The sequence below is a fragment of the Martinezella sp. CNPSo 3964 genome (assembly GCF_057784375.1).
In genome coordinates, this window is sequence record NZ_JBXSOW010000008.1 from 17697 (window position 1) to 43058 (window position 25362).

Genomic DNA, 25362 nt, shown 5'->3' on the forward strand with positions numbered 1-25362 from the left:
GGCTCACCATGACCATAAAGCCAGACGGCTTCGAACCACCTTATCCCCCGCCCGCCCTTTTCGAGGCCGACACATCGAATCCCCATCTCGCCAAGGCCGTCGAGCTTCGAGATGTGTTCGCGAGCGACGCCATCAAGAGAGATCAATCGGGCGGCAGGCCTGCCGAGCAGATCAAGCTCCTGAAGGACAGCGGCCTCGTCAATCTGGTCATCCCGAAGGAGTTCGGCGGCGCCGGCGAACCCTATTCCACCGCCCTGCGGATCGTGCGCGAATTTGCCAAGGTCGACGGCTCGCTCGGCCACCTCTACGGCTATCATTTCAGCCCATTGCAGAATGCAGTCACCACGATCAAGGACGAGCGATCCCAGGATATCCTACGCCGCTCGGCGGTAGGACGCTGGTTCTGGGGCAATACGACGAACAGCTTTTCCAAGAGCCTCTTCGGCCGGCAAGAAAACGGGAAGGTCATTCTCAACGGTTTCAGGCCCTTCGCCTCCGGCTCGCATGTCGCCGACTATCTGATGGTCGCCTGGGAAGACGAGACGACCAACAAGCGGAGCTTTGCCTATATCCCGGCAGACCGCAAAGGCATCGCCATCACCGATGATTGGGACGGGATTGGCCAGCGACAGACGGGAAGCGGCCGTGTCCTCTTCAAAGACGTGGAAATCGACGAGAGTGAAATCCTGACCGACCGGCCACAGGAACCCATCGCCCTATTGGCACCCTTGCAACAGCAGAGCGTGTTGCTCAATGTCTTCGTCGGCTCGGCACAGGGGGCATTGGCAGCCGCACGCGACTATACCGTGACGAAGTCGCGTCCGTGGATCTATTCCGGCGTCGAGCGGCATGCCGACGATCCATGGATCAAGAGGCAGTATGGCGAGCTATGGATCAAGGTGCAGGCGGCAACGGCGCTCGCCGACCGGGCGCTCACGGCAGTCGATGCCGTCTACGCAAAAGGACAGGATTTGACCACAGACGAACGTGGCAGTGCGGCGATCGCGGTCGCATCCGCCAATGTGCTCGCCGGCCGGGTCGCCCTTGAAGTGACGAGCGAGATCTTCGAGGTCATGGGCGCAAGATCCGCCGTCAGGCCGCTCGGCCTCGATCGCTTCTGGCGCAACGTCCGCATCCACACGCTCCACAATCCCGCCGAATACAAGACTCGCAATGTCGGAACATGGTTCCTGGACGGCGAGTTTCCGGAACCGGGGATCTTCCAGTGAGCCGGAAACGCGAACTTCACCTCAATATCAACATCCTGCACTCAGGATTCTCACCGGCCGCCTGGCGCATGCAGGGAAGCGACCCGCGCGCATCCTTCGATATCAACCACTACATCAACGTCGCCCGCATCGCCGAACGCGGCACTTTCGACGCGATCTTTCTCGCCGATCAGGCGGCTATCTCCGATCGCGTCGATTTCAGGCCGCTGACGTCTCTCGAACCGACCATCGTGCTCGCATCGGTCGCGGCCCATACCGAGCATATCGGCCTGATCGCCACGGCTTCCACCACCTATAACGAGCCCTACAATATCGCGCGCCGGTTCGCGACGCTCGATCATGCGAGCGGCGGTCGCGTTGGCTGGAATATCGTCACCAGCGCCGATCTCTCGCAAAGCCGGAATTTCGGCCTGGAAAAGCCGGTCGCACATCAAAGCCGGTATGAACGCGCAGAGGAGTTTACATCGGTCGTCAAGGCGCTGTGGGACAGCTGGGAAGAGGATGCCTTCATCGGCGATGTCGCCAGCGGGCGGTTCGTCGATACGAGCAAGGTCCATGCGATCGCCCATCGCGGCAAGCATTTTTCCGTGCATGGCCCTCATAATGTCCCGCGCCCGCCACAGGGTCATCCCGTCATCGTGCAGGCCGGCGGTTCGAACGATGGAAGGGAGCTGGCGGCGCGGCACGCCGAAGCGGTGTTTTCTGCTTCGCAATCCCTGGAGGAGTCGCTCGATTATGCGCGTGACCTCAGAACGCGCGCGGCTCGCCACGGCCGTGCCCCGGACAGCCTTCTGATCCTCGCCGGCCTTGCGACCATCATCGGCAGTACCGAGGCGGAAGCCAGGCGGCGACAAGAGGAGCTGCGCGAGCTCATTCCGCTGGAATACAGCCTTGCGCGCCTATCCGGCGTCCTGCAGGTCGATCCCGGCAGGTTGAAGCTGGATGAACCCCTGCCGGACGATATTCCGTTGCCGGCCGACGGCGGCCACACCTTCTTTCGGGCAACCTTGGCCCTGGCACAGCGCGAGCAACTGACGGTGCGCGGTCTGATCCGCGCATTGAACGGCGGGACCGGGCACCGCACCATCGTCGGCACGCCTGAGGCGGTTGCAGACGATATCGAAAAATGGTTCGAGGCAGGCGCTGCCGATGGTTTCAATCTGATGCCCGACGTGCTGCCGCATGGGCTGGAGGCATTCGTGGACGAGGTGGTGCCCATCCTGCGCCGGCGCGGACTGTTCCGGAAAGAGTATAGCGGCCGCACCTTGCGCGACCATCTGGGCCTCTCCCGGCCCGTCAACCCCTATGCCATCGCCGCCGAGTGAAGGAGAAACAGCATGACATCAGCAACGACCGCGAGACTTCCAGACGACGATCGGCTCGCCGCTCTTATCGGAGAGCGTTATCGCAACAGCCAGCATATCGGTGCGGACTGGAACGAAACGATCGAGACGCTGCTCTCCCATCGCACGGTTCGCGACTATCTGCCGAAGGCGGTCTCCGACGATATTCTCCACCTTGCTATCGCAGCGGCGCAATCGGCACCGAGTTCATCCAATCTGCAGGCCTGGAGCGTCATTGCTGTCAGGGACGAGGCGCGCAAGGCCAAGCTGAATGCCGTTGCCGGAACGCAAAGGCAGATCACACAGGCGCCGCTCTTGCTGATCTGGCTTGCCGATCTTTCCAGGCCGCGCCGCATTGCGGCAGATCAGGGTTCCGCGGCCGATGGACTGGATTATGTCGAGAGCTTCCTGCTCGGCGTCATCGACGCAGCGCTTGCGGCGCAGAATGCCGTCGTTTCGCTTGAGTCTCAAGGTCTCGGCACCTGCTATATCGGCGCTATCCGCAACGATCCCGAAACCGTGGCGCGCGAACTGGAATTGCCGGAAGGCGTGTTCCCGGTCTTCGGGCTGACGGTCGGCTATCCCGATCCGGCCACACCAGCCGCCGTAAAGCCGCGACTGCCACAGACGGCCGTCCTGCATCATGAACGCTACGATCGCAGCCGCAGGTCGGACGATCTGCGTCACTACAATACGGTCTTGCAGGACTTTCAGGCCGAACAGCGCATGCCGCGCGTAGACTGGACGGTACAGGTGAAAAACCGGATCGGCACCGTCGAGGCCTTGAAGGGGCGCCATCTGCTCGGGGTTGCTGCGCGCCGCCTCGGTTTCAGGCTGAAGTAATCGGCCTTATTCAGCGGCAGCGATATCGAGTTTGCGGAGCGAGTGCCACGATAAGACATCGCCAATTGCTCGCAATGCCCTGGCCTCCGCCTGCAGCCAATTGCGGAAGAGCTCGACACGCATCAGCCGCGCATTGGCAGCCGTCGTCACGAAGAAATAGGAGAAGCTCACCGGCTGCGGACTGCCAAAGGGACTGACAAGGCGTCCGGCCTTCAGCTCGGCCTCCGCCAGCCGGACCTTGCCGAGACCGAGTCCCTGCCCTGCGAGCGCCGCATCGATGACAAGCGATGACTGGTTGAGGCGGAAGCCGCCCTGCGGTAGCCGACATGACAGCCCTTCGGCCCGCAGCCAGGCACTCCAATCGGGGCAGGAATGATCGTGCTCGACCCCGTCCTCGTGCAGCAGCGGCACACCCTCGATCGCCTGAGGATCATTCCAGAGCCAGTGCCGCTCGGCAAATTCCGGGCTGCAGATCGGCACGACGGCTTCAGGGAAGAGATGGTCGACGACCAGGCCCGGATAACCGCCGCCGCCATAGCGGATAGCGCAATCGGTGTCGCCGCTGTTGAGATCCGTCAGCTGCGTCGAGGCATCGACGAGGATCTGCAAGCCCGGTGCTGCCCGCCTTAGCCCATCCAGCCGCGGGATCAGCCATTTGCTGGCAAAGGACGGCGCAACGGACACCCGGATCGGCAGATCATGATCGCTGGCGACGAATTGCGTCATCGTCTCGAGAACGGCGTCGAAAGCATCTGTCAGCCCGGGAACCAGTGCCATACCGGCAGCCGTCAACTGCAGCTGTCCGCGTGCACGATGAAAAAGCGGCTGTCCGAGATAGTCTTCAAGCAGCCGGATCTGCTGTCCGACGGCGGCCGAGGTGACGTGCAGTTCCTCGGCCGCACCGAGGAAATTCAGATGCCGCGCCGTCGCCACGAAGGCACGCAGCGAGGTCAATGGCGGTAGCCGCGCCAAGGTCGGCTGGATGGCTTTTTTTCGGGTGTGCGCGATCGTGTTCATGACGCGGATTGCAGCACAATACGGCTATCAAAGACGAGAACGCGCTTTGCGTTTACCGGCAAGCGGACGGACATTTTCTTCCATGCCCGGAGAGCATCAGGGAAGCAAAAACTAAAAATCCGGAATAGTCTATATTTTTAATAGATAATCGTATTTGACTATCCCCGGGCGAAACGAATTTCGCGAAGCTTTTCTTTCTCAACGAGCGAGAAAAACATTCTTCCGTTTTACCGGCTTGGGACCCGAAGATGCGCCGACCGCGTGCGGCTCAAGGCCGCTCTGCGCCGTCCGCCACACTTCGCATAGGAACCGCATCTGTTTAGCCGGCAAGGAAATCCAATGACCATCAATCGCCGCCGTTTCAATCACCTGCTGCTACTCTCTACCGCGGCGACGCTCCTCCCATCCTTCGCGGCACGCGCGGCGGAGCCGACACCGGCAAGAGGCGGCACGCTCAATTTCATCGTCGAACCCGAGCCGCCGACCATCCTGGCGCTAGCCCATACCGCCGGTGGAACGCAGAAGATCAGTCCGAAAGTGACCGAAGGCCTACTCACCTACGACTTCGGCCTCACGCCAAAGCCGCAGCTCGCAACCGAATGGTCGGTCGCTCCCGATGGACTGACCTATACGTTCAAGCTCAGACCCAACGTCAAATGGCACGACGGCAAGCCGTTTACCTCGGCGGACGTGGCCTATTCGATCGAGCTCCTGAAGCAGGTCCATCCGCGTGGGCGCGGCTCGTTCGCCAACGTCATCGCGATCGATACGCCTGATCCGCTGACCGCGATATTCCGCCTCTCCAAGCCGGCACCCTATCTCTTGAAGGCGCTTTATGCGGCCGAATCCCCGATCGTGCCTAAACATATCTATGAGGGCGTGAAGATCGCCGATGTTCCGACCAATCCCAACGGCAGCGCGCCCATCGGCACAGGCCCCTTCATTTTTCGGCAATGGGTACGCGGCTCCCATATCATTCTCGAGCGCAATCCCGATTACTGGGATGCCGGCAAGCCCTACCTCGATCAGATCGTCGTGCGTTTCGTGCCCGATGGCGCCGCCCGTGCGGCCGGCTTCGAAACCGGCGAACTTGATCTCGGCGGCGACAATCCCATTCCGCTCGCCGATCTCGAACGCATCAAGGCACTGCCGAATATCGGCATCGATTCGCGCGGCTACGAGACGAAGGGCGACCAGACACAGCTCATCCTCAATCTCGACAACGAGTATCTGAAGGACGTCCGCGTCCGCCGCGCGATCGCCCACGCGATCGACCTCGACGTCATCCTCAATACGGTCTGGTATGGCTACGGGCACGTCTCGCCGACGCCCATCAGCACCTTCCTGCCGCAATATCTGGATACGTCAATCAAGCCCTATGCCTTCGATCTCAAGGCGGCCGAGCGATTGCTGGACGAAGCCGGCTACAAGCGAGACGGCAGCGGCAACCGCTTCTCGCTTCGCCTGACGCACAATTCCTACAATGAAGGCTTCAAGCGCGTTGCCGAATATCTGAAACAGAACCTTGCGCGCATCGGCATCGATGCAAGGATCGACTCCTACGATTTCTCGACCTACATCCAGAAGGTCTATACCGAGCGTGCCTTCGACCTGACGGCGGAATATCTCGGCAACCAGTTCGACCCGACGCTCGGCGTACAGCGCATCTATTGGTCGAAGAACTTCAAGCTGGGATTGCCCTTCTCCAACGCAAGCCACTATCAGAACCCGGAGGTCGATCGCCTGCTCGAGACGGCATCGGTCGAGGTCGATGAAGCAAAGCGCAAGCAGGAATTCAACGACTTCCAGAAGATTATCGCCGACGAGCTTCCCGTCATCAATCTGATCGCGCTCGAAAATGTCACCGTCTTCAACAAGCGCGTCAAGAACCACACGACTGGTGCCGAAGGCGTGCAATCGAATTTCGCCGATGTCTATATCAAGGAAGGCGAAGGCTAACGCGCGGAAACGGCGTATTCTCTTCAGGGGCGGTGCGGCGCCCCCCTTCTTTTCTGTCGGCTTACGAAGCTGCGAGAGCAAGAGGAGTGAGTTTGCTCAGGATACGATCCGCCAGCGCGATCGCCTGAGCACGCTGTTCGGTGATCGAGCTCGACTCCCAGGCAACGCCTCGAAGCGGATGGCCGATGGCGCTAATGTTGCGATGGACACGGCCCTCTTCAGAAATGACATCCCCTTCTACCGTGGCATCGATGCCGAAGCCGGTGCTGTGCGGACGCACTTCGCCGCTTTCGACGAGGCTCCTGACGAAGGGATCGGAAATGCGTCGCCAGTCGTGCAGCTGATGACCACGGCAATCGATAATGCCGCCGAAGGACTGCCTATGAGTGCCCGATCGAGTCTTTAGCGTGGCTGCGATCAAGTCGCCGGCGGGCTTCAGACCGAACAATCGTGCCGGCTGATGCCGGAAGCGGCCCTCGGCAATCGCATCGGTGATGGCGCGATAACTCTCGGGCGCGGCCCGATGGGCGGTCACGTCCCAAAATGCCCGCAGATGGCGGGCAAATCGTAGTCTCTCCGCATCATCAGCCTTTTGCCATAGAGGCAGAATATAGGGCCGGATCGCAAGCGGCAGCGCTTGCCAATCCTTGGCTGCAGCGGCCAATGCGCGGCGCTCGGCCTTGACGATCGATAGCAACGCGCGCGCCGTCCTCGGCAAAGGTCCTTCGGCGAGAAAATCACGCTCGAGCACGGCGTTTCGCCGGCTTTCGATCAATTGGCCGCGCCTGGATATCGCCTGATATCGGCCGCGAAAACCGCGCGCTTCCATGCTGGCGACCGCATCGACCATCGACAGGCTCGACCCGATGAGCAGGATTTCGTCGGCATTCACCACGCGATCCAAGGCAGCTGCATCCCAGGGAGATGCCACAAAAGCGGGATGATCCGCAACGGAAGTTTCCCGTGGATTGAGCGGAGGCTGGAAGACACCAAGCGCCAGGACGACTTCGTCAGCATCCAGGCTCTGACCCGCGCTCGTCGTGATCCGCACTTTGTGCGGAGCGGAAACAAGGCCGGTCGCCGAAGCCTTGACATGCCGGAATGTCGATCCTGCTCGTGCGCCCGTGATTGCACGGTTCAGCTCATCGCGGACATAGGTTCCAAAGATGTAGCGCGGCGGGAAGCTACCGGCGATATCGGCGGGCGGTGTCCAGCCGTATTGGGAGGCATTGCCGGCGAGCCAGCGAACGAGATGATCAGGCTCCTCCGGATGAAGGGAAAATGTGCTCGCCGGCCCATTGACGAGATGAACGGCCTCGGTGGTGCTATAGGCGACTCCGCGCCCGAGCTCCTCGCGAGGTTCCAGTATCGTGATTGAAAGCGGCACCTCCGTCTTGTCGAGCAGCTTGATCGCCGTCAGGGCGCCAGCAAAGCCGCCACCGACGATGACAACGGAATGATGAGAATGCGGGTCGATGTACATGGCTCAGAAGACCTTGCCTTCTTCCAGATGCGCCGTCGTACCGTTGATGTAATAGTCACCCACCACCCGCGCCTTGTGCAGCAAGGGGTTATGGTTCAGCACGGTGCGGATGTTGCGCCAATGGCGGTCGAGATTGAGATGGCGCGATGTCGCCGAACCGCCGCCGAGCTCGAAGACGTTGGTCGCGGCGGCAAGGGCAAGTTGCGATGCGACGATCTGGGTGCGCGCCGTCGTCAGCGCGCTTTCGACCAGAGCCGTCTCCAAAATCTGCGGATCATCGCCGGCGAAGGCCGCAGCCGTCCGATCGAGCGCGCGGGCGCTTTCGCGGATCAGCGTATCGACGGCGAAAGAATTGGCTGCGATCTCGCCCAATATTTTTTGCACGAATGGATCGGCATTGGCTGTCTCGGCCGCACTATGAGCCGCCGAGCGCGCCTGCCTGCGCACGTAATCCGTACCCTCGTTCAGCGCGCCGCGAACCGCACCTGCCATCGAGGCGGCGAGATGAAGCTGACGCAGCGTGGACGTATGCCTGCCGATCAAGGTGTTCAGCCCACGCCTCGAAATCTCATGTGGCAGCACTTCCACGTCATCAAGAAGCACGCCGCCGCTTGCCGTCAGGCGCTGCCCCATGCCATCCCAATCGTCGAGAATGGTGATCCCCTTGCGATCGACCGGCAGCAAGACGCTGACGAGCTGGTCTTCATCGTCCTTGGCGCTGAACGAGGCAAAGTCGGCAAACGCCGTGCCGGTCGCATACCACTTTCGCCCGTTGAGCCTGAAGCTATCGCCGGATTTCGTCAGTCGTGTCGTCACCTCTCCGGGGCGTTTCGTCCTCTGTTCCGTGTGGGCACCACCGAAGAGCTTGCCGCTCAGGACGCGGGCAAGCTGCGTGCGATCGACCGCGCTGCCCGGATTGAGCGATAAGGCCTCGGTGAAATTGAAATGACTCCTGAGCGCATGAGCAACGTTGGAGTCCGCGGCGGCGATCGCCATCACCATCTCGATGTAGTCGAGCACCGATCCGCCAGGCCCGCCAAGGCTCGTCGATATGCGCAAAGCGCCAAGGCCCGCTTGCCTGAACAGCTCGAAAGCCTCATGCGGCAGCTCCCGTTCGAGATCCCGTCTTGCCGCGCCTTTTGCGATCTCCGCAGCAAGATCCGGCACTCTCGCAAGCAGTGTTGCCCGATCGGTTGCGACGGGAACGGCAGGTATGACTGATGAAACGATGGTGGGCATGAACAGTTCTTTTCGCGCCGGAAGGAGAGGCCCTGCTCAAGCAGGGCCTTGGGCTTGGTCGTTACGCGACGGCGCGGGCAAGCGGGACGACGTTTTCAGCATCGCCGGCGGCGCTCACGGGAACCCGGCCTTCGACTGGATGGCTCGGATCATTGAAGCCCGGCGTGGACGGATGGCCTGTCGTGACAAGGCGATCGACCAGGGCTTCGTCCTCGGCGGTAAGCTTGACATCGAGGGCACTTAAATAGCTATCCCAGTGCTCTTCCGTACGCGGCCCCGTAATCGCCGAGGTGATCAGCCGGTTGTTCAGCACCCAGGCAATGGCGAATTCGGTCGGCGTAACGTTCTTGGCGGCAGCATGCGCGGCAATTTCCTGGGCGATGGTGATGGATTCAGGACGCCATTCGGTTTCAAGAATGCGCTTGTCGCCGCGGCCAGCGCGCGTGTCTGCCGCCGGCGCCTGACCGGGCTCATACTTGCCCGTCAGCACGCCACGCGCCAGCGGCGAGTAGGAGACCACGCCGAGACCATAATGATAGGCGGCCGGCAGCTGCTCGGCCTCGGCGGTACGATTGACGATATTGTAGAGCGGCTGGCTCGCGACGGGCCGATCGATGCCGAGCTGGTCGGCAAGATGCGAAATCTCGGCGATGCGCCAGCCGCGGAAATTCGACACACCGAAGTACCTGAGCTTGCCGGCCCGGATAAGATCGGCAATCGCGCGCACCGGCTCCTCCAGCGGCGCGTCGAAGACGGCGCGGTGGAAATAGAGGATATCGATGTAATCGGTGTTGAGGCGGCGCAGCGAGTTTTCGACCGTTTCGATCACCCACTTGCGCGAATGGCCGCCGAGATTGGGGCCTTTCGTGTGCGAGTTGACGAACTTCGTCGCCAGCACCCAATGATCGCGATTTGCCTTGATGCCACGACCGACCACCTCTTCCGATTTGCCGTCATGATAGACATCGGCGGTGTCGATGAAATTGATGCCCTGATCGCGAGCCTTGTCGATGATGCGGAAGGCGACGTCGTCGGGCGTCGGACCGCCGAACATCATGGTTCCAAGAGTAAGGGGCGATACCTTCAGCGCGCTGCGCCCGAGATAGCGATAGTCGACCATGTCATTTCTCCATTTCATTCTGCGTGATGGCAGGCAACCGCATGGCCGCTGCCCATTTGGCGATAGGCCGGATCGTCGGTCCGGCAAATGTCTGTTGCGAGCGGACAGCGCGTGTGGAAACGGCAGCCGGATGGCGGATTGTGTGGGCTTGGCAGGTCGCCGGTGATCGGCGCGGCCTGCTTGCGCCGCGACGGATCAGGCACGGCGGAAAGCAGCGCCTGCGTATAGGGATGCTTGGCATCGCTCCAGAGCCTTGCCGTCGGCGCGCTTTCAACGATGCGGCCGAGATACATGACCAGCACGCGATCGGCGAAGTAGCGCACGACCGAAAGATCGTGGGAGATGAAAAGATAGGAAAGCGACAACTCCGTCTTCATCTCGACGAGAAGATTGAGGATCTGCGCCTGGATCGACAGATCGAGTGCGGAAACGGGCTCGTCGCAGATGACAAGCTCCGGCTGTAGGACCAGCGCGCGGGCAATGCCGATGCGTTGACGCTGGCCGCCGGAAAACTCATGCGGATAGCGATCGAGCGAATCCGGGGGCAGGCCGACATGAGCAACCATCGAAGCCGCTATGGCATCGCGGCTCTTGCGATCGCCGATGCCGTGGACTGCAAGCGGCGCCGTCAGGATCGCGCGGATCGTCTGGCGCGGATTGAGCGAGGCAAACGGGTCCTGGAAAATCATCTGGATGTGCCGGCGGATCGCCTGCAATTCGTTGCCCGACATTGCAGCGATATCGCGTCCCTTGAAGGTCACCTGTCCGGAGGTGGGATCGATGAGGCGCATCAAGGACTTGCCAAGGGTCGACTTGCCGCAGCCGGATTCACCGACCAGCGCCACGGTCTCACCCTCAAGGATCTCAAGCGATACGTCATCCACGGCCCGCACTGTCCCAGCCGCGGCGGGATAGTGCGTGGAGAGCCTATCGACCGACAGAAGCGACATGGGCTCTCTCCACAACGGCTGGAACATAGGGACAGGCGACCTCACGGCTGGCCGAAACTGCGACAAGCGGCGGTACGGCTTGCCCGCAGGCCGGTCGTGCCACCGGACAGCGCGGCCGGAACGAACAGCCCTGCTCGCCAGCTGCCGAGACAATCGAACCACGAATTTCGGTCAACGGCCCGTCGCGATAGTGATAGTCGGCTTTCAGCCGCGGCGAAGCGGCAAGCAAGCCTTGCGTATAGGGATGATAGGGCGTCTCGAACAACGCGCCGGGCAGGCCCTGTTCGATCTTTCGGCCAGCATACATCACGACGACACGATCGGCCCATTGCGCGACGATGCCGAGGTCATGCGTGATGAGGATCACGGCCATGTTGAGCTGGCTGCGCAGGCGATCGAGCAATTGCAGGACCTGCGCCTGGATTGTCACGTCGAGTGCAGTCGTCGCCTCGTCGGCGATCAGGAGCCGTGGACTGCAAGCAACCGCGATGGCAATCATCACACGCTGACGCATGCCGCCTGAAAGCTGATGGGGATAGTCATCGACGCGCTTGCCAGGCTCCGGGATGCTGACAAGGTCAAGCAGGTCGATCGCACGCTGACGCGCCTGCTTGCGGCTCAATTTTTCATGAATGCGCAGCACTTCGATGATCTGGTCGCCGATCGTCAGTACGGGGTTGAGCGAGGTCATCGGCTCCTGAAAGATCATGGCGATGTCGTGCCCGCGAATGCCGCGCATCTCGCGCTCGGGCAATTTCAGGAGATCGCGTCCGTCAAAGACGATCTCGCCCGCCATCTTCGCATGCCGGGGCAAAAGCCCCATCAGGCCGAGAGCCGTCAGCGACTTGCCGGAACCGGATTCCCCGACGATCGCCAGCATCTCGCCGGCTGCGGCGCTGAAGCTGACACCCTTAACGGGCTGTGCCGCGCCGAAGCCGACGGAGAAATCGCGAACATCCAGAAGCCCGGTCATTAGCGCTCCTCCGAGAAGCGGGGATTAAGCGCGTCGTTCAGGCCATCGCCGATGAGATTGAGCGACAGGACCGTGAAGACGATCGCAAGGCCCGGCAAGGCGGTGAGATACCAGGCCGTGCGGATCACGTCGCGTCCGGCACCGATCATGGAGCCCCAGGAGACACGGTTGGGATCGCCAAGCCCCATGAAAGACAGAGCCGATTCCATCAGGATCGCGCTGGCGACCATAACCGAGGACGTGACGATCAGGGGTGGCAGGGCATTCGGGAGGATCTCCCGCAAGATGATGCGGGCATGGCCGAAGCCTAGGCTGCGGGCGGCGAGCACATAATCCTTTTCCCGAATGGCGCGGAATTCGGCGCGGGTCAGCCGCGCAACCGTCGGCCAGCTGACGATCGCGATCGCAATCGTCACGGTCGATGTGGTCGGCTGCGCGATCGCAACCAGAACCACGAGGAGAACGAAGCTTGGTATGGTCTGGAAAATTTCGATGAGCTTGACGAGGAGATCATCGACCAGGCCGCCAAAATATCCGGCAAACGCGCCGACGGTCACACCGGCACCAAGGCCGAGCAACGTCGCAGCGATACCGACCGTCAGGGAGATCTGAGCGCCGTGCAGAATGCCAGCAAGAACATCGCGGCCCATGGAATCCGTGCCCAGCGGATAGGTCGGATTCTGCCCCGGCCACAGGAAGGGGCGCGCCACCATCTCCAGCGGATCGCCGGGATAGAACACCGGCGCAAGCAGGGCGGCAAGCACGATGCCGAAGAGGACGGCTAAGCCGAAGAGCGCATTGGGGTTGGCAAGAAAGATCCTGAGCTCGCGCCGGCGCCCCTGCCAGCGCCCGCCCGATACCGCTGTCGTGCGCGCATCGGGCGCGTGAACATGGGTCCAGCGGCGTTCCGGAACAGGCGCAGCCTTTGCCTGTGTTTCTGACGCCTCTGCAGGAAAGTCACGTGCCGTATCCGCATAGACTTTCAGCTCCTGCGCTTTCATCGGCTTGCTCCGATCCTTGGGTCCAGCCAGGCTTGCAGAAGGTCGACTGCAGCGTTGGCGATGATGACGAGAAGTGAGGAGAGAAGCAGGATGCCGAGGAGCACGCTGAAATCACGGGCCATGACCGCCTCGAAGGCCAATCGCCCGAGACCGGGCCAGCTATAAACGGTTTCGACGACGACGGCGCCACCAAGCATCCCGCCAAAATGCATGCCGGCCATGGTGGTGATCGGGATCAACGCGTTGCGCAGCACATGCCGCGTCGTCAGCATGAATGGCGAGACGCCTTTCGCCCGCGCGGTACGCACGAAATCCTGCGACTTGACCTCCAGCATGGCGGCGCGCGTCAGTCTTGCGTAGATGGCGAGATAGAAGAGCGCGAGCGATATGGCCGGCAGCACCATGTAGCGCACCCGGTCAAGCAGCGCCGGCAGACCGGTCAATCGCGAGCCGATGGTGCTGTCGCCGCCGCTCGGCAGCCAGCCGAGCTTCACGGAAAACAGGAGGATCAGCATCAGCCCGATCCAGAAACCCGGGATCGAATAAAAGAGCAGAGAGACGATCGAGATCAGCCGGTCCGGCAGCCGTCCGGCAAAGCTCGCCATCAACGATCCGAGTGTCAGGCCGATCACGATCGCAAAGATGAGCGCGGCCAACATCAGGGTCAGGGTGCCAGGCAAGCGCTGGCCAATCAGATCGGCCACCGGCATGCCGTAGCGCGGCGAAAAGCCAAGGCTGAAATGCGCGAGATTATTGAGATAATTCGCAAGCTGCACGAGGATCGGATTGTCGAGACCGAAACGCTCTCGCAGGGCTGCCATCGTCTCGACCGTTGCCGAACCGGCTTCGGCCGCCATGACATCGGCCGCGTCACCCGGTGCCAGCTTCAGTAGGAAGAAATTCAGGATGACGATGCCGAATACGGTCGGCACTGCCTGAATGGCTGTCCGGCGTAGCGTTCGCCCTATCCGCATATATGCTGACATCAAAACCCCTCGGCAGCGCCACGGATTTCTGGCCGCTGCATCGCAATAGTAGTTGACTAAATCTGTAGGTTTTGTCAAATCAATATCGGTAGATATTTCCATAATTTCTCAAATTATAAGGTGAAATTGGAATAAATCACCAAGTATTAAATAAAATAAAGTTATTTTTCCTAAGAAATCAAACAAAGAGAATAAAGGAACCTACGGGAACCACTCTCATCGAGAAGATAAAACCAGCCGCCGCTGGCAAATCGCAGCGCGGTCACAGAGACACGAGGCAACCTTAGATGATCAGACTCCCAGCAATTTCTCGCCGCAGTTTTCTGCTGTCGTCCGCGGCCTTGGGCGCGACCGTCATGACGGGAACGGCGGTATTTGCTGCTCCAACCCGTGGCGGCTCGGCAACTCTGCTGCTCTCTGCCGAACCGCCGGTTCTGACCACTATCGCCCACACGGCTTTCAACTCGGTCTATGTGTCGCCGAAGGTGACCGAGGGGCTTCTGACTTACGACTTCGACCTCAACCCGCAGCCTCTGCTGGCCAGACAATGGACAGTCAGCGACGATGGCCTTCGCTACAGCTTCAAGCTGCGCGAAGGCGTCAAATGGCATGATGGCAAGCCGTTTACGGCTGACGATGTTGCCTTTTCGATTAGGACACTCAAGGACGTTCACCCACGCGGGCGCAACACGTTTCTCAATCTCGTCGATATCGAAACGCCCGATCCTCTGACCGCAATTCTGGTGCTTTCCAAGCCCGCGCCCTACCTGATTACTGCACTCGCGGCGTCGGAGTCTCCGATCGTTCCCCGGCATCTCTATGAGAGCACGAAGATCGCCGAAAATCCGGTCAATCTGGCGCCCGTCGGCACGGGACCATTCAGGTTCAAGGAATGGGTACGCGGCAGCCACATCGTCTATGAGCGCAATCCCGATTATTGGGACCAGCCTCGCCCCTATCTCGATCAGCTGATCGTCCGCTTCATCCCCGATGCCGCTGCCCGCTCCATCGCGATCGAAACCGGCGAAATCGATCTGGCGCCATCAACGCCCGTCCCCTTGAGCGATCTCGAACGTTTCAAGAGCCTCGACAGCCTCGCTTTCGAGACAAGGGGCTATCAATACGCCAATGGCGTCAGCCGCATCGAATTCAATCTCGAGAAGCCGGTCTTCAAGGATATTCGCGTGCGACGGGCCTTCGCCCATGTCATCGACCGCAAGGTGATCCGCAATACCATCAACTACGGCTACGGCGAGCCTATCCCCGGCCCGATCAACCCCAACCTGGCGAAATGGTATGTCCCCGATCTGAAGACCTATCCGATCGACCTTAGCGCCGCAGAAAAGCTGCTGGATGAAGCCGGTCATCCACGCGGCTCGGATGGCGTGCGCCTTCGCCTCAATCTCGACTATGTGCCGAGCGGTGAACCCTATAGCCGCGGCTCTGAATATATCCGTCAGGCGCTTGCCAAGGTCGGTGTCGAGGTAACTGTGCGCAGCCAGGATTTCGCCACCTATACCAAGCGCATCTACACCGATCGCGACTTCGATTTCGCCTATGAAGGAATGAGCAATCTCTTCGATCCGACCGTCGGCGTGCAACGGCTTTACTGGAGCAAGAACTTCAAGCCCGGCGTGCCCTTCTCCAATGGCTCCGCCTATAGCAATCCGAAGGTTGATGCTCTCCTAGAGGCCTCTGCCATCGAGGTGGACCCGAAAAAACGGGTCGAACAATGGCGGCAAATCCAGGAGATCCTCGTCGAGGACCTGCCAGCTCTCGACATCGTCAGTCAGCCGGAACTGACTATCTACAACAAGCGCATCGCCGATCATACGCTCGGCGGCGAAGGCATAGCGGGCAGCCTTGCCTACGCCTATGTCGCGACCGCCTGAAGCATCGAAAGCACGGAACGCCATGTCCATCCAGCACCCTCCCGGCTCCATCGTGGGTCTGCCGAAATTCGCCGCGCCGACCGATTTTCCAGATAGCCCGCTGTCGCAGGCGCTGAAACAACCCGTGCTGCTCGGCCTCTTTCTGCCGATCCAGGCCGGTGGCTGGACGCAATCGACGCTCGAACGCTCCACCGACTGGCGCTTCGACTATAATAAGGCGCTGACGCTGCGTGCGGAGGAGCTGGGTTTCGATCTCGTGTTCGCACTGTCGCAATGGCTTCCCAAGGGCGGCTATGGCGGCGTCTTCAACGGCCAGGCACTCGACAGTTTCGTCTCGACGGCGGCGCTCGCCGGCCTCACGAAGAAGATCATGCTCATCTCCACGATGCATGTCCTTTACGGGCCATGGCATCCGCTGCACCTTGCCAAGTTCGGCGCCACGCTCGATCACATCACTGGCGGCCGGTGGGGCATCAATGTCGTCACCGGACATCGGGCCATCGAGCACGAAATGTTCGGCTGGCAGCGCATCGAACATGACAAGCGCTATGCGCTTGCGGCCGAATTTCTCGAGGTCGTACAGCGACTTTGGAGCGACGACGAGAACTACTCCTTCGAGGGTCAGAGCAGCTGGAAGCTCGGCGGCGGCTTCGTCACGCCGAAGCCGAATTTCGGCCGGCCGATCCTGGTGAACGCGACCGGCTCGGATGCCGGCATCGCCTTCGCCGCCCGCTATTCCGATATCGTCTTCATCACCAGCCCGACGGGCGCCGATATCGACAGCGCTCTTGCCTCCCTGCCCGCCCATACGAAGAGGGTGAGGGATGCCGCCGCCGATGTCGGACGCACCGTGCGCACCCTGCTCAATCCGATGGTCATTTGTCGGCCGACCGAGAAAGAGGCTTGGGAGCTGGCGGACCGGATCGTCGCCCATGCCGATCAGCGCTCCCCGCAGGGTTTCCAGTCGCTGAACTCCGACGCCCAGGCCTGGAAGGGCCGTGATCCGCAGGACCCCTATCGTTTCGTCGGCGGCAATATCCGCGTCATCGGCTCTCCCGAACAGGTGGTCGATCAATTTCTCAAACTGAAGGCAGCCGGTATCGACGGCCTTCAGCTCAGCTTCTTCGATTTCCGCGACGACCTCGAATTCTTCGGAAGCGAGGTTCTGCCGCTGATGAAACAGGCCGGCCTTCGCAACTGAAAGGAACGTCATGACCAGCAATGCAATTTCCGAAATCTGGTACACGCGTTGCCCCGTTCCGACACCGGTCGGACTTGCGGCACAACTCGGCTATCTCGAAGATGGCTTTCGTGCCGAAGGTGTCGCGCTGAAATCCATCATCGACTCTCCGGATCGCAACATCCGGCAGAGCCATTTCAACCATACGCTCGACTGGTCCTTCCGGCATGGCGGCAATGTGCCGCCCATTCGCGCGCGCTCGGAAGGACGCCGCACCCGCCTCGTCGGCATTACCTGGACGGATGAGTTTCAGGCGATCATCACGCTGCCGGAAACCGGTATCAGGACGACGAAGGATCTCAAGGGTCGGCGTTTCGGCATTGCCCGCCGCCCGGAAGGGATCGTCGACTTCATGCGCGCCACCGCGCTCAAGGGTCTCGTCTCGGCCCTTTCGCTCGAAGGCCTCTCCATCAACGATGTCGAGATTGTCGAGATCGCGCTTGCCGACTCCGTCCTCGCGAGCCAGGAAGGTCCCTCCCTCTTCGGTCTCAAGCGCAGACAGGCCTATGGCGAGGAGATCGCCGCTCTGCTGCGCGGCGAAGTGGACGCCATTTATGTCAAGGGAACCGCTGGCATCAACGTCGCCAATCTCATCGGCGCCATCCAGGTCGCCGAATTCGGTTTCCATTCCGATCCGAAAATCCGCATCAATTCCGGTTCGCCACGCGTGCTGACCGTCGACGACCTGCTGGCCGACGAACGCCCCGATCTCGTGCGAAAGCTGATCGAGGCGATCTTCAAGGCAAGCACCTGGGCAGAGGCGCATCCGGAAGAAACCCGCCGCTTCGTGGCGCGGGAATCCGGGGCGACGGAGGAACAGGTCCTTGCCGCCAATGGCCCGGAAATCCATCGCCATCTCGGCCTGGGATTGGAACCGGAACTCGTCGACGCCGTCGAGCACTACAAGAATTTCCTGCGTGATTTCGGCTTTCTCGCCGGCGATTTTGACATAGGCGAATGGGTGGACCGCCGTCATCTCGACAGTTTTGCCGAACGTGCCGTCGCCTGATTGATGTTGTAACAACGATGGCCGACACAATCACCGATCTGGTCGGCAAGGCCAAATGCCTTGCCGACGATTTTGCCGAAACCGCCGCCCATTATGATGCGAGCGGTGCATTTCCGTTCGAAAACTTCGACAAGCTGTTCGATGCCGGCCTGCTTGGCCTTGTCAGCGGTCGAGATCTCGGCGGCCATGGCGAGGGCCTGACGTCGGCGCAGGCCGTTATCAGTGAGATCGCCCGCGGCGAACCGTCAACCGCACTGGTGCTTGCCATGCACTACACTTCACACTTTGCCATCCGCCGCTTCGGCAAATGGCCGCCGCATCTGGCTGAACGTGTTCTATCGGCAAACAGGCAGGGTGTGGCGTTGATCAACAACGCCCAGGCCGAACCGCGCATCGGCTCACCGGCCCATGGCGCCCTGCCCGAAACGGTCGCGCGCCGCGACGGCGATCGCTGGCGCATCACGGGTCATAAGAGCTATGTGACCGGCATCCCTATTCTTAAATGGGTATCGCTTCTTGCCGTCACCGACGAGCAGGAACCGCGCCTTGCCTCCTTTCTGGTGCCGACGAACGCTACTGGCCTGCGCGTCGAGAAGAGCTGGAATGCGGCCGGCATGCACGCGACGGCAAGCGACGATATCATCCTCGAAGATGTGTCGGTGCCGCTCGACGATCTCATCGAGGCGCAGCCGGCCAGCGAACCGATCCGCCGCGACGAGCATGCAGCCGCCTTCTTCTTCGGCTTGCTGGGCGCGGTCTATCATGGCGTCGCGACATCAGCACGCAATCGCGTTCTTGGCTTTGTGAGCAAGCACGCCCCCGCCAGCCTTGGCGCGCCGATCGCGACCGTGCCGCGCATCCAGGACGGGCTGGGTGAAATCGAGGTACGGCTTGCGACAAATGCACGGTTGCTTCGCTCGCTGGGCGAGGATGTCGACGCCGGCAGGTCAGTGGGGATGGATGGCATGCATGTCCGCCATGTCGTCATCGACAATGCCGTTGCCATTACCAGCCTGGCACTCGAACTTGCCGGCAATCCCGGCCTCAATCGCGACTTCCAGCTCGAGCGCCATCATCGCGACGCAATCACTGCCCGGTCGCATGCGCCGCAAAGCCATATGATCCGCACAATCGCAGCCAGAAACGCATTGAGCCAGCTTGTATAAGCCGGCTCTTTGATAGCGGCGCGTGAACTCTCCGGGCCTCTCAGGCGTTCGGGCTCAGCCATATCTGGCCGAAGCTGTTGTTGATGCCCTGCGCTCCCGGTGCGAAGTTCTTCACCCGCTTGTTGGCAACGATCTGCGCACCTGCCGCCACCAGATCGACGGACACAATATCATCATGGATGATGTGCTGGAACTTGTACCAAAGCTGCCGGCGCTTGTCCTCATCCGGCTCGACGGCGGCAGCTTCAAGAACAGCGTCGACCTCCGGATTGGAATAGTGGCTGGCATTGGAGAACACCAGGCCGATCTTGAAGTTCTTCGACCAATAGGCGCGCTGCACGCCGAGCGTCGGATCGAACGTATTGGATAGGGATTCTATCACCAGGTCCCAGGCGCGATCCGTGTAAACGGTCTTCAGGAAAGTGGCGAGATCGAGCTTCAGGATCTCGGCATCGATGCCGATCGCGGCAAGCGATTGCTTGATGAAATCGGCATAGGAGGGCTGGAGAAAAGAGTTATAGGCAAGACGCAGCTTGAAACGTGTGCCGTTTGCGCCGCGCGGATAGCCGGCATCGTCGAGCAGCTTGTTGGCAAGCTTTGGGTCGGGTTCGCGCGCCTTGATGCTCGGATCATACCATTTCGGCAAAGCGGTGCTGATCGGACTCGGCGAAACCTGCGCATAGCCGAACAGGGCAATATCCACGAGCTTCTGCAGATCGATCGCATGCGCGATCGCCAGCCGTACATCCTTCTTCTTCAAGATCTCGTTCTCATAGTTAAAGAACAGCTGCTGCTGCGGCCCGGAATAGGCGTAGGTCGTGGTATCGACGACAAGGTTTGTATTGGCCTTCAACCGCTCGATATCCGATAGCGGTACGGGATTCGCGCCGATATCGATCTCCCGCGTCTCGAGCGCCGCAGCCCTTGCCGCCGGATCGAGAATGACGCGCAGGACAACGCGGTCGAGATACGGCTTCGGCGCATCCCAATAATCGGGATTTCGGTCGAAGATCAGGTGGCTGCCTGGCACCCACTCCTTGAGGATGAAGGGACCTGTGCCGATCGTCTGCGCAAGGGTCGGCTGCTCGGTCGGTTTGAAGGTCTCGTACACATGCTTCGGCACGATCGGCGATTCCGAACTGCCGAGCGCCGAAATCAGGTAAGGGGCCGGCTTGGAAAGAACAATGACGGCCGTCAGGGGATCGGGCGTTTCGACCGATGTCACGTTCTGGAAGGTGATGCGCCCGCGCGGATGCGCTTCCTTCAGGCGAAAGATGGTGAACTTGACATCCTCGGAGGTGAAGTCCTTGCCATCATGCCATTTGACGCCCTTGCGCAGCGTGAAAGTATAGCGCAGACCATCATCGCTCGCCTTCCACGATGTGGCCAGCAGCGCCGTTGGGTTGAGGTCATAGTCGAAATCCAGAAGGCCCTCGTTGATTTTCGGTCCGATCGCCTGTCCCGTGCCTGAGGACGTGTTGATCGCGATCAGTGCTGTAGGATCGGGATAGTAAGCCCAGTTCAGGGTTCCGCCGCTCACCGGCGTCTCCGCGGCGCCTGCCCATGACGGAATGCCGCCGAAGGCGAGGCCCGCGCCTCCCAGGAGCAGCAATTGGTTGAAGTGACGGCGATTGATCGACATTTGCTCGCTCCGAAATTGGCGTTGTGGGCACGATGACCCGTCGCGAAAATGATCGCCACGAAACCACGAGATCCAAAGTCAGTTTTTCTAGCGCGCTGCGAAAGCAATCCTTCCCGTGCCCGGATATTCGATATTTGCGACGCAGAATGATGCAGGCGCCCACTCGTCTTGCGATCGACGGAAATTATTTTCCCCGGCTTGAACGATATTAGTCTATAAATTCTGTAGGGAACTGCCCGCGCGAACTAGCGTGCATCGCCCTCACGGAACAAAAGGCGCAGCCGCATGACGACCACGAAACGACAGCTCCATCTCAATGTCGGCGTCAACACGACAGGTTACCTCGCCAATGCCTGGCGCTATCGCACCGGCGACCGCCATGACATCAACAACCCCGACTACTATCGCCGGCTGACGGAGCTGGCACATAAAGGCTTGTTCGACGCGGTCTTCTTCTCGGATCATCCCGCCTTGATGACCGATCCGAATGGTCGTCCCTTTCATACGATCGATCCCTTGATCCTGTGCACCGCGCTGGCAGCGCAGGTGCCGGATATCGGCTTCGTTGCGACGATGTCGTCCACCTATAACTCACCCTATAATCTTGCCAGGCGCACACAGTCCGCCGATATCATTTCGGGCGGGCGCATGATCATCAACATCGTGTCCTCCTTCAATCCGAATGTTGCCGCCAATTTCGGCGCGGAACCTTTGCCGCCACGCAGCGAGCGCTATGCGAAGGCGTCCGAATTCCTCGATGTCGCCAAGAAGCTCTGGTCGAGCTGGGACCCGGCACGCGAAGGTGACGTCCCGGAAAATCGCTTCTGGGACGCGGCAAGCGCACAGGCGATCGACCATTCCGGTGATTATTTTACTGTGCAAGGACCGCTGAACGTCCCTGTCGGACCACAGGGTCATCCGGTGATCGCACAGGCGGGCGCCTCCGAGGGCGGCATCGATCTAGCGGCCCGCCATGGCGAGATCATCTACTGCAACATTCTCTCTCGGCCCGCAGGCCAAGCTTTTGGCAGGAAGGTCAAGGATCGGGCCATGGTTCTCGGGCGTGATCCTTCCGGAATACGCATCGTTCCCGGACTGGTGACCATTCTGGGAAAGAGCCGCGAGGAAGCCCTGCGCAAGCATGAGCTCTTTAGCGGTACAGGCTCGGAGGACGGCCTGATTGCCCGCTTCATTAGGGATAACGGCATCGATCCCGATGGCTTCGATCCGGATGCGGTTCTGGATCCTGAGCGCTTCATCCCCGATCCCAATCGCATCCAGGCCGTCGGCATGGGTCTGGGACTATCGGACCTTCTGTCTCACGAAAAGCTGACGGCGCGCCAAGCGGTGCGCCGTTCCGAAGGGCACCATCGCCTCGTGCTCGGCACGCCGGAGGAGGTCGCCGATGCCATCATAGACCTTTGGGCCGACGGTACGGTGGATGGCTACACGTTGCAGCCGCCACGAGCGCCCGACGATATCGAAGAGTTCGTCGCCAACGTCATTCCGCTTCTTCAGGAGCGCGGCGTTTACAGGACGACCTATGACAACAAGACGATCCGCGATCGGTATGGCTTGCCTTATCCATTCAAAGGCGGGAAAAACACCGACATGGACTGACCGCCTTGTCGTAATCCATGGACGCTACGGGCGTTTCGACGAAAGTTGTAATTGCCTCTGGTGACATTGCCATACTGACGCTGACCCACAGATTTATCGCCGCCAGAAACGCACCCGGACACCGCAAACCATTGATCTGTCACCTTGGCCCACTCCGATTGCAATATCAGTCAGGCATGCTGAACCTCACTATTCCAAGGTTGTAAACGCTCCCTATATCGCACTGGAACGCAATCTTGATTGACGACATTCCATGATCATTGGCATTGACCTCGGCATGACGAATTCTTTGATAGGCCGTTGCGAAAACGGCAAATCGGTACTGCTCCCGAATTCATCCGGCAGCGTGCTGACACTTTCTGCAGTTCGCTGGCTGAAGGTGGAGTGTCGTCGGCCACGCGGCGCGCGACCGCCTCGTCAGTCACCTGAATCTCAGCGCTGCTGCGTTTAAGCGCTACATGGGCGCGCCGCGGGAAACCAAGCTGGGCGGGCGTGTATTCCGCCCGGAGGAACTGTCATCCTTTGCTTTGCGCAGCCTGCTTGCCGATGCTGAAGCGGCAACCGGCGAAAAACCGACGAAGGCGGTTATTTCCGTGCCGGCATATTTTTCCAATGGTCAACGCCACGCAACCCGAGCGGCCGCGGAACTGGCCGGTCTGAAAGTCGAGCGCCTGATCAATGAACCCACGGCAGCCGCCCTCGCCTACGGGCTTCAAAGGCGTGAGGATGAAAGCCGGTTCTTGGTCTTCGATCTGGGTGGCGGAACCTTCGATGTGTCGATTGCCGAATGAAACCCTATTCAGGGTGCCGCCGCCGGCGCCACTGGGCGGGACTGATGCTCTCCAGCCTGAGGAAATGCCGCCCCAAATGACTTTGATCAACGAACCCGCACATGACGGCGATCTCGGCGAGGCTTTCCGTAGTCTGCGCCATTAACGACTTTGCCAGCTCGATCCTCCTTCTTGTGATCCACTGGTGAGGCGTCATACCGAACGTGACGCGAAAGGCGCGTGCAAAATAGCTCGCGGAGATACCGCACTCCCGACTAAGCTCAGCAATGGAAGGATCGGCAGCGAGATTCGCCTCGATGAAGTCGCAAGCGCGGCGGGTCTGCCAAGGTGTCAGCCCGCCCGTCGTGCTGGCGCTTCTCCGAATATTGCCATAAGTATAGATGACGTGATCATGCAACGCTAAAGCAATGTACTCCATAAATGCTGTGGTGACCTGCACTGAATTGAGTATGGCAGGCAATACCGTTAGCGCGAGGCGGTAAAGGACGACGTCGTCTTGTCCGAGGCAATCGGCCCGGAGACCTCCAACTCGGGGAAGGCCCCTCTCATAGGCCATGCAGTCGATGGTGGTTTGCGGCAGATGAATGCGTATGCTGTCATAACTTGCCTCCAGGCTAACTTCGTTTCTCGAGGTTAAGTCAAATAGATAGGCTTTTCCCGGATCCTGAACGACGGATTGTCGCCTTCCATCGATAGAGACGATCGGATAGCGGGCCGGCGCTAACGGGATATTGAAGACGAAAGCCTCCTCGCGAGGAGATGGCATGGAAAGGCCACGCTGAGGCTCCAAGTTCTTGAAGTGCGAGAACGCAATTTCCGACGCGCCAGCAATCCGAGCGGCGACGGTCGGAGGCGGCGGGATTCTGTATCCCTTGCTAATGGCGAAGGACACCCGATCGGCGAGCACGCGAACCTCCCATGCGGTCAAGATTCTCTTGGAATTTTCCTGATCCTGTTCCCTGCGCATTGCCGCGCAAAGGAAATGCGAGCCATCAATTGAGATCAAAAACGATCTCGGTTGATTGATACCAACTCGGGCGCCTTCCTACCAGACCTCATCCCATCACATCTCTACCATTTGACGAGTGCAGGCATCCGCAGCCAGCAGTGGAACCGACTGTCCCGAAAGAGTCGCCGCACACTAGGCCATGACCAAGACGTCTGAACCGCCAACCGAGAGGTGACCGCGCATGTCGTTCAATGTCGAAGGTGTTTCGATCCCGGACAGCAAGCTCGCGAAGGAGATCACGGAGCTGGTTCGCACCACAGCCCCGCCGCTCCTCTTTCATCACTCGAGCCGAGTCTACTACTTCGGGGCACTCTCGGGCGTGAGGCGCGGTCTGAAATTTGATCGCGAACTCCTCTATGCCGGAGCGATGTTTCACGACATGGGGCTACTGCACGAACACAGCAGTCCCAACAAGCGCTTCGAGGTCGATGGCGCCGATGTCGCCCGTGACTTCCTCAAAGGCCGCGGCATCTCCGAGGCGGAGATCGATCTGGTTTGGGCCGCGATTGCCCTGCACACGACGCCCGGTATTCCCGAGTTCATGCATCCTGTTGTCGCCCTTGTGACCGCCGGCGTCGAGATGGATGTCCTTGGCCTGACCTATCAGGAGTTTTCCGATGTCCAGCGCGAAGCTGTCGTGAAAGCGCACCCCCGCACGATCCACTTCAAGGAGGACATCATCCAGGCCTTCTACGACGGCATCAAACACAAACCGGAAACAACCTTCGGCAACGTCAAAGCCGACGTCGTCGCCGATAAGGATCACAGCTTTCATCCTGGCAACTTCTGCAGCGTCATTCGCCGCTCGCCCTGGCAAGCCTGAGCCGGATCCGGCGGGCTGCTTGCCGCA

Annotated in this window: 21 protein-coding genes; 11 read left to right on the forward strand and 10 right to left on the reverse strand. The window is 60.4% G+C overall.

All coding sequences use genetic code 11. The annotated features are described in order from the left end of the window. The first annotated feature begins 8 nt into the window (after positions 1 to 8). From AC13Q5_RS23315 to AC13Q5_RS23325, 3 genes are read left to right on the forward strand one after another with little or no spacing between them, the layout of a single operon-like run. The gene (locus tag AC13Q5_RS23315) at positions 9 to 1229 is read left to right on the forward strand and encodes an acyl-CoA dehydrogenase family protein (protein WP_488503305.1); all 1221 of its coding nucleotides are present in this window, start codon (positions 9 to 11) and stop codon (positions 1227 to 1229) included. After that, complete coding sequence (locus AC13Q5_RS23320) at positions 1226 to 2554, forward strand: LLM class flavin-dependent oxidoreductase (RefSeq protein WP_488503306.1); 1329 nt, start codon at positions 1226 to 1228, stop codon at positions 2552 to 2554. Before AC13Q5_RS23315 ends, AC13Q5_RS23320 begins: the two co-directional genes overlap by 4 nt. 12 nt (positions 2555 to 2566) lie before the next feature. Further along, positions 2567 to 3415 carry an NADPH-dependent oxidoreductase gene (locus AC13Q5_RS23325; protein WP_488503307.1) on the forward strand — a complete coding sequence of 283 codons (849 nt, stop codon included), beginning with the start codon at positions 2567 to 2569 and terminating at the stop codon, positions 3413 to 3415. Between the two features lie 6 nt (positions 3416 to 3421). On the opposite strand, the gene AC13Q5_RS23330 is transcribed toward AC13Q5_RS23325, so the two are convergent. Then, entirely contained in the window at positions 3422 to 4432 is a 1011-nt protein-coding gene (locus tag AC13Q5_RS23330) for a LysR substrate-binding domain-containing protein (RefSeq protein ID WP_075854423.1), read from the reverse strand. A gap of 339 nt (positions 4433 to 4771) precedes the next feature. Here AC13Q5_RS23330 and AC13Q5_RS23335 point away from each other — a divergent pair, with 339 nt between their 5' ends. Then, complete coding sequence (locus tag AC13Q5_RS23335) at positions 4772 to 6391, forward strand: ABC transporter substrate-binding protein (RefSeq protein WP_488503308.1); 1620 nt, start codon at positions 4772 to 4774, stop codon at positions 6389 to 6391. Between the two features lie 61 nt (positions 6392 to 6452). On the opposite strand, the gene AC13Q5_RS23340 is transcribed toward AC13Q5_RS23335, so the two are convergent. The 7 genes from AC13Q5_RS23340 to AC13Q5_RS23370 form a co-directional block, all read right to left on the reverse strand. Continuing rightward, positions 6453 to 7874, reverse strand: coding sequence for an FAD/NAD(P)-binding protein (locus AC13Q5_RS23340; protein WP_488503309.1), 1422 nt, complete (start codon positions 7872 to 7874; stop codon positions 6453 to 6455). A 3-nt stretch (positions 7875 to 7877) separates the two neighbouring features. After that, positions 7878 to 9113 (reverse strand): acyl-CoA dehydrogenase family protein, encoded by a 1236-nt coding sequence (locus tag AC13Q5_RS23345; RefSeq protein WP_488503310.1) that lies wholly within the window; start codon positions 9111 to 9113, stop codon positions 7878 to 7880. A gap of 61 nt (positions 9114 to 9174) precedes the next feature. Continuing rightward, complete coding sequence (locus AC13Q5_RS23350) at positions 9175 to 10233, reverse strand: aldo/keto reductase (protein ID WP_075854427.1); 1059 nt, start codon at positions 10231 to 10233, stop codon at positions 9175 to 9177. A gap of 14 nt (positions 10234 to 10247) precedes the next feature. After that, entirely contained in the window at positions 10248 to 11183 is a 936-nt protein-coding gene (locus AC13Q5_RS23355) for an ABC transporter ATP-binding protein (protein ID WP_488503311.1), read from the reverse strand. Beyond that, complete coding sequence (locus AC13Q5_RS23360; RefSeq protein ID WP_488503312.1) at positions 11161 to 12156, reverse strand: ABC transporter ATP-binding protein; 996 nt, start codon at positions 12154 to 12156, stop codon at positions 11161 to 11163. The genes AC13Q5_RS23355 and AC13Q5_RS23360 overlap by 23 nt, the downstream gene beginning before the upstream one ends. Further along, complete coding sequence (locus AC13Q5_RS23365) at positions 12156 to 13157, reverse strand: ABC transporter permease (protein ID WP_075854430.1); 1002 nt, start codon at positions 13155 to 13157, stop codon at positions 12156 to 12158. The genes AC13Q5_RS23360 and AC13Q5_RS23365 overlap by 1 nt, the downstream gene beginning before the upstream one ends. Next, positions 13154 to 14143, reverse strand: a complete 990-nt coding sequence (locus AC13Q5_RS23370; RefSeq protein ID WP_075854431.1) for an ABC transporter permease — start codon at positions 14141 to 14143, stop codon at positions 13154 to 13156. The genes AC13Q5_RS23365 and AC13Q5_RS23370 overlap by 4 nt, the downstream gene beginning before the upstream one ends. 287 nt (positions 14144 to 14430) lie before the next feature. Here AC13Q5_RS23370 and AC13Q5_RS23375 point away from each other — a divergent pair, with 287 nt between their 5' ends. The 4 genes from AC13Q5_RS23375 to AC13Q5_RS23390 are packed head-to-tail and all read left to right on the forward strand — an operon-like array spanning position 14431 to position 19450. Next, positions 14431 to 16035 carry an ABC transporter substrate-binding protein gene (locus AC13Q5_RS23375; RefSeq protein WP_488503313.1) on the forward strand — a complete coding sequence of 535 codons (1605 nt, stop codon included), beginning with the start codon at positions 14431 to 14433 and terminating at the stop codon, positions 16033 to 16035. A 22-nt stretch (positions 16036 to 16057) separates the two neighbouring features. Then, complete coding sequence (locus AC13Q5_RS23380; RefSeq protein ID WP_488503314.1) at positions 16058 to 17236, forward strand: LLM class flavin-dependent oxidoreductase; 1179 nt, start codon at positions 16058 to 16060, stop codon at positions 17234 to 17236. A gap of 10 nt (positions 17237 to 17246) precedes the next feature. After that, entirely contained in the window at positions 17247 to 18284 is a 1038-nt protein-coding gene (locus AC13Q5_RS23385) for an ABC transporter substrate-binding protein (protein ID WP_488503315.1), read from the forward strand. Between the two features lie 17 nt (positions 18285 to 18301). Further along, positions 18302 to 19450 (forward strand): acyl-CoA dehydrogenase family protein, encoded by a 1149-nt coding sequence (locus AC13Q5_RS23390; RefSeq protein WP_488503316.1) that lies wholly within the window; start codon positions 18302 to 18304, stop codon positions 19448 to 19450. 40 nt (positions 19451 to 19490) lie between these two features. Here the strand turns inward: AC13Q5_RS23390 and AC13Q5_RS23395 are convergent, their stop codons facing one another. Further along, positions 19491 to 21092 carry an ABC transporter substrate-binding protein gene (locus AC13Q5_RS23395; protein WP_488503317.1) on the reverse strand — a complete coding sequence of 534 codons (1602 nt, stop codon included), beginning with the start codon at positions 21090 to 21092 and terminating at the stop codon, positions 19491 to 19493. A gap of 285 nt (positions 21093 to 21377) precedes the next feature. Here AC13Q5_RS23395 and AC13Q5_RS23400 point away from each other — a divergent pair, with 285 nt between their 5' ends. Beyond that, a complete protein-coding gene (locus AC13Q5_RS23400; RefSeq protein WP_075854437.1) occupies positions 21378 to 22712 on the forward strand; it encodes an NtaA/DmoA family FMN-dependent monooxygenase in 1335 nt (444 codons plus the stop codon). Positions 22713 to 23170: 458 nt separating this feature from the next. Further along, a complete protein-coding gene (locus AC13Q5_RS23405) occupies positions 23171 to 23503 on the forward strand; it encodes an Hsp70 family protein (RefSeq protein ID WP_488503318.1) in 333 nt (110 codons plus the stop codon). A gap of 4 nt (positions 23504 to 23507) precedes the next feature. Here AC13Q5_RS23405 and AC13Q5_RS23410 read toward each other — a convergent pair whose 3' ends face one another. After that, the gene (locus tag AC13Q5_RS23410) at positions 23508 to 24509 is read right to left on the reverse strand and encodes a helix-turn-helix domain-containing protein (RefSeq protein ID WP_143525473.1); all 1002 of its coding nucleotides are present in this window, start codon (positions 24507 to 24509) and stop codon (positions 23508 to 23510) included. A 184-nt stretch (positions 24510 to 24693) separates the two neighbouring features. Here AC13Q5_RS23410 and AC13Q5_RS23415 point away from each other — a divergent pair, with 184 nt between their 5' ends. Next, complete coding sequence (locus tag AC13Q5_RS23415) at positions 24694 to 25335, forward strand: HD domain-containing protein (protein ID WP_075854440.1); 642 nt, start codon at positions 24694 to 24696, stop codon at positions 25333 to 25335. Positions 25336 to 25362: the final 27 nt, after the last annotated feature.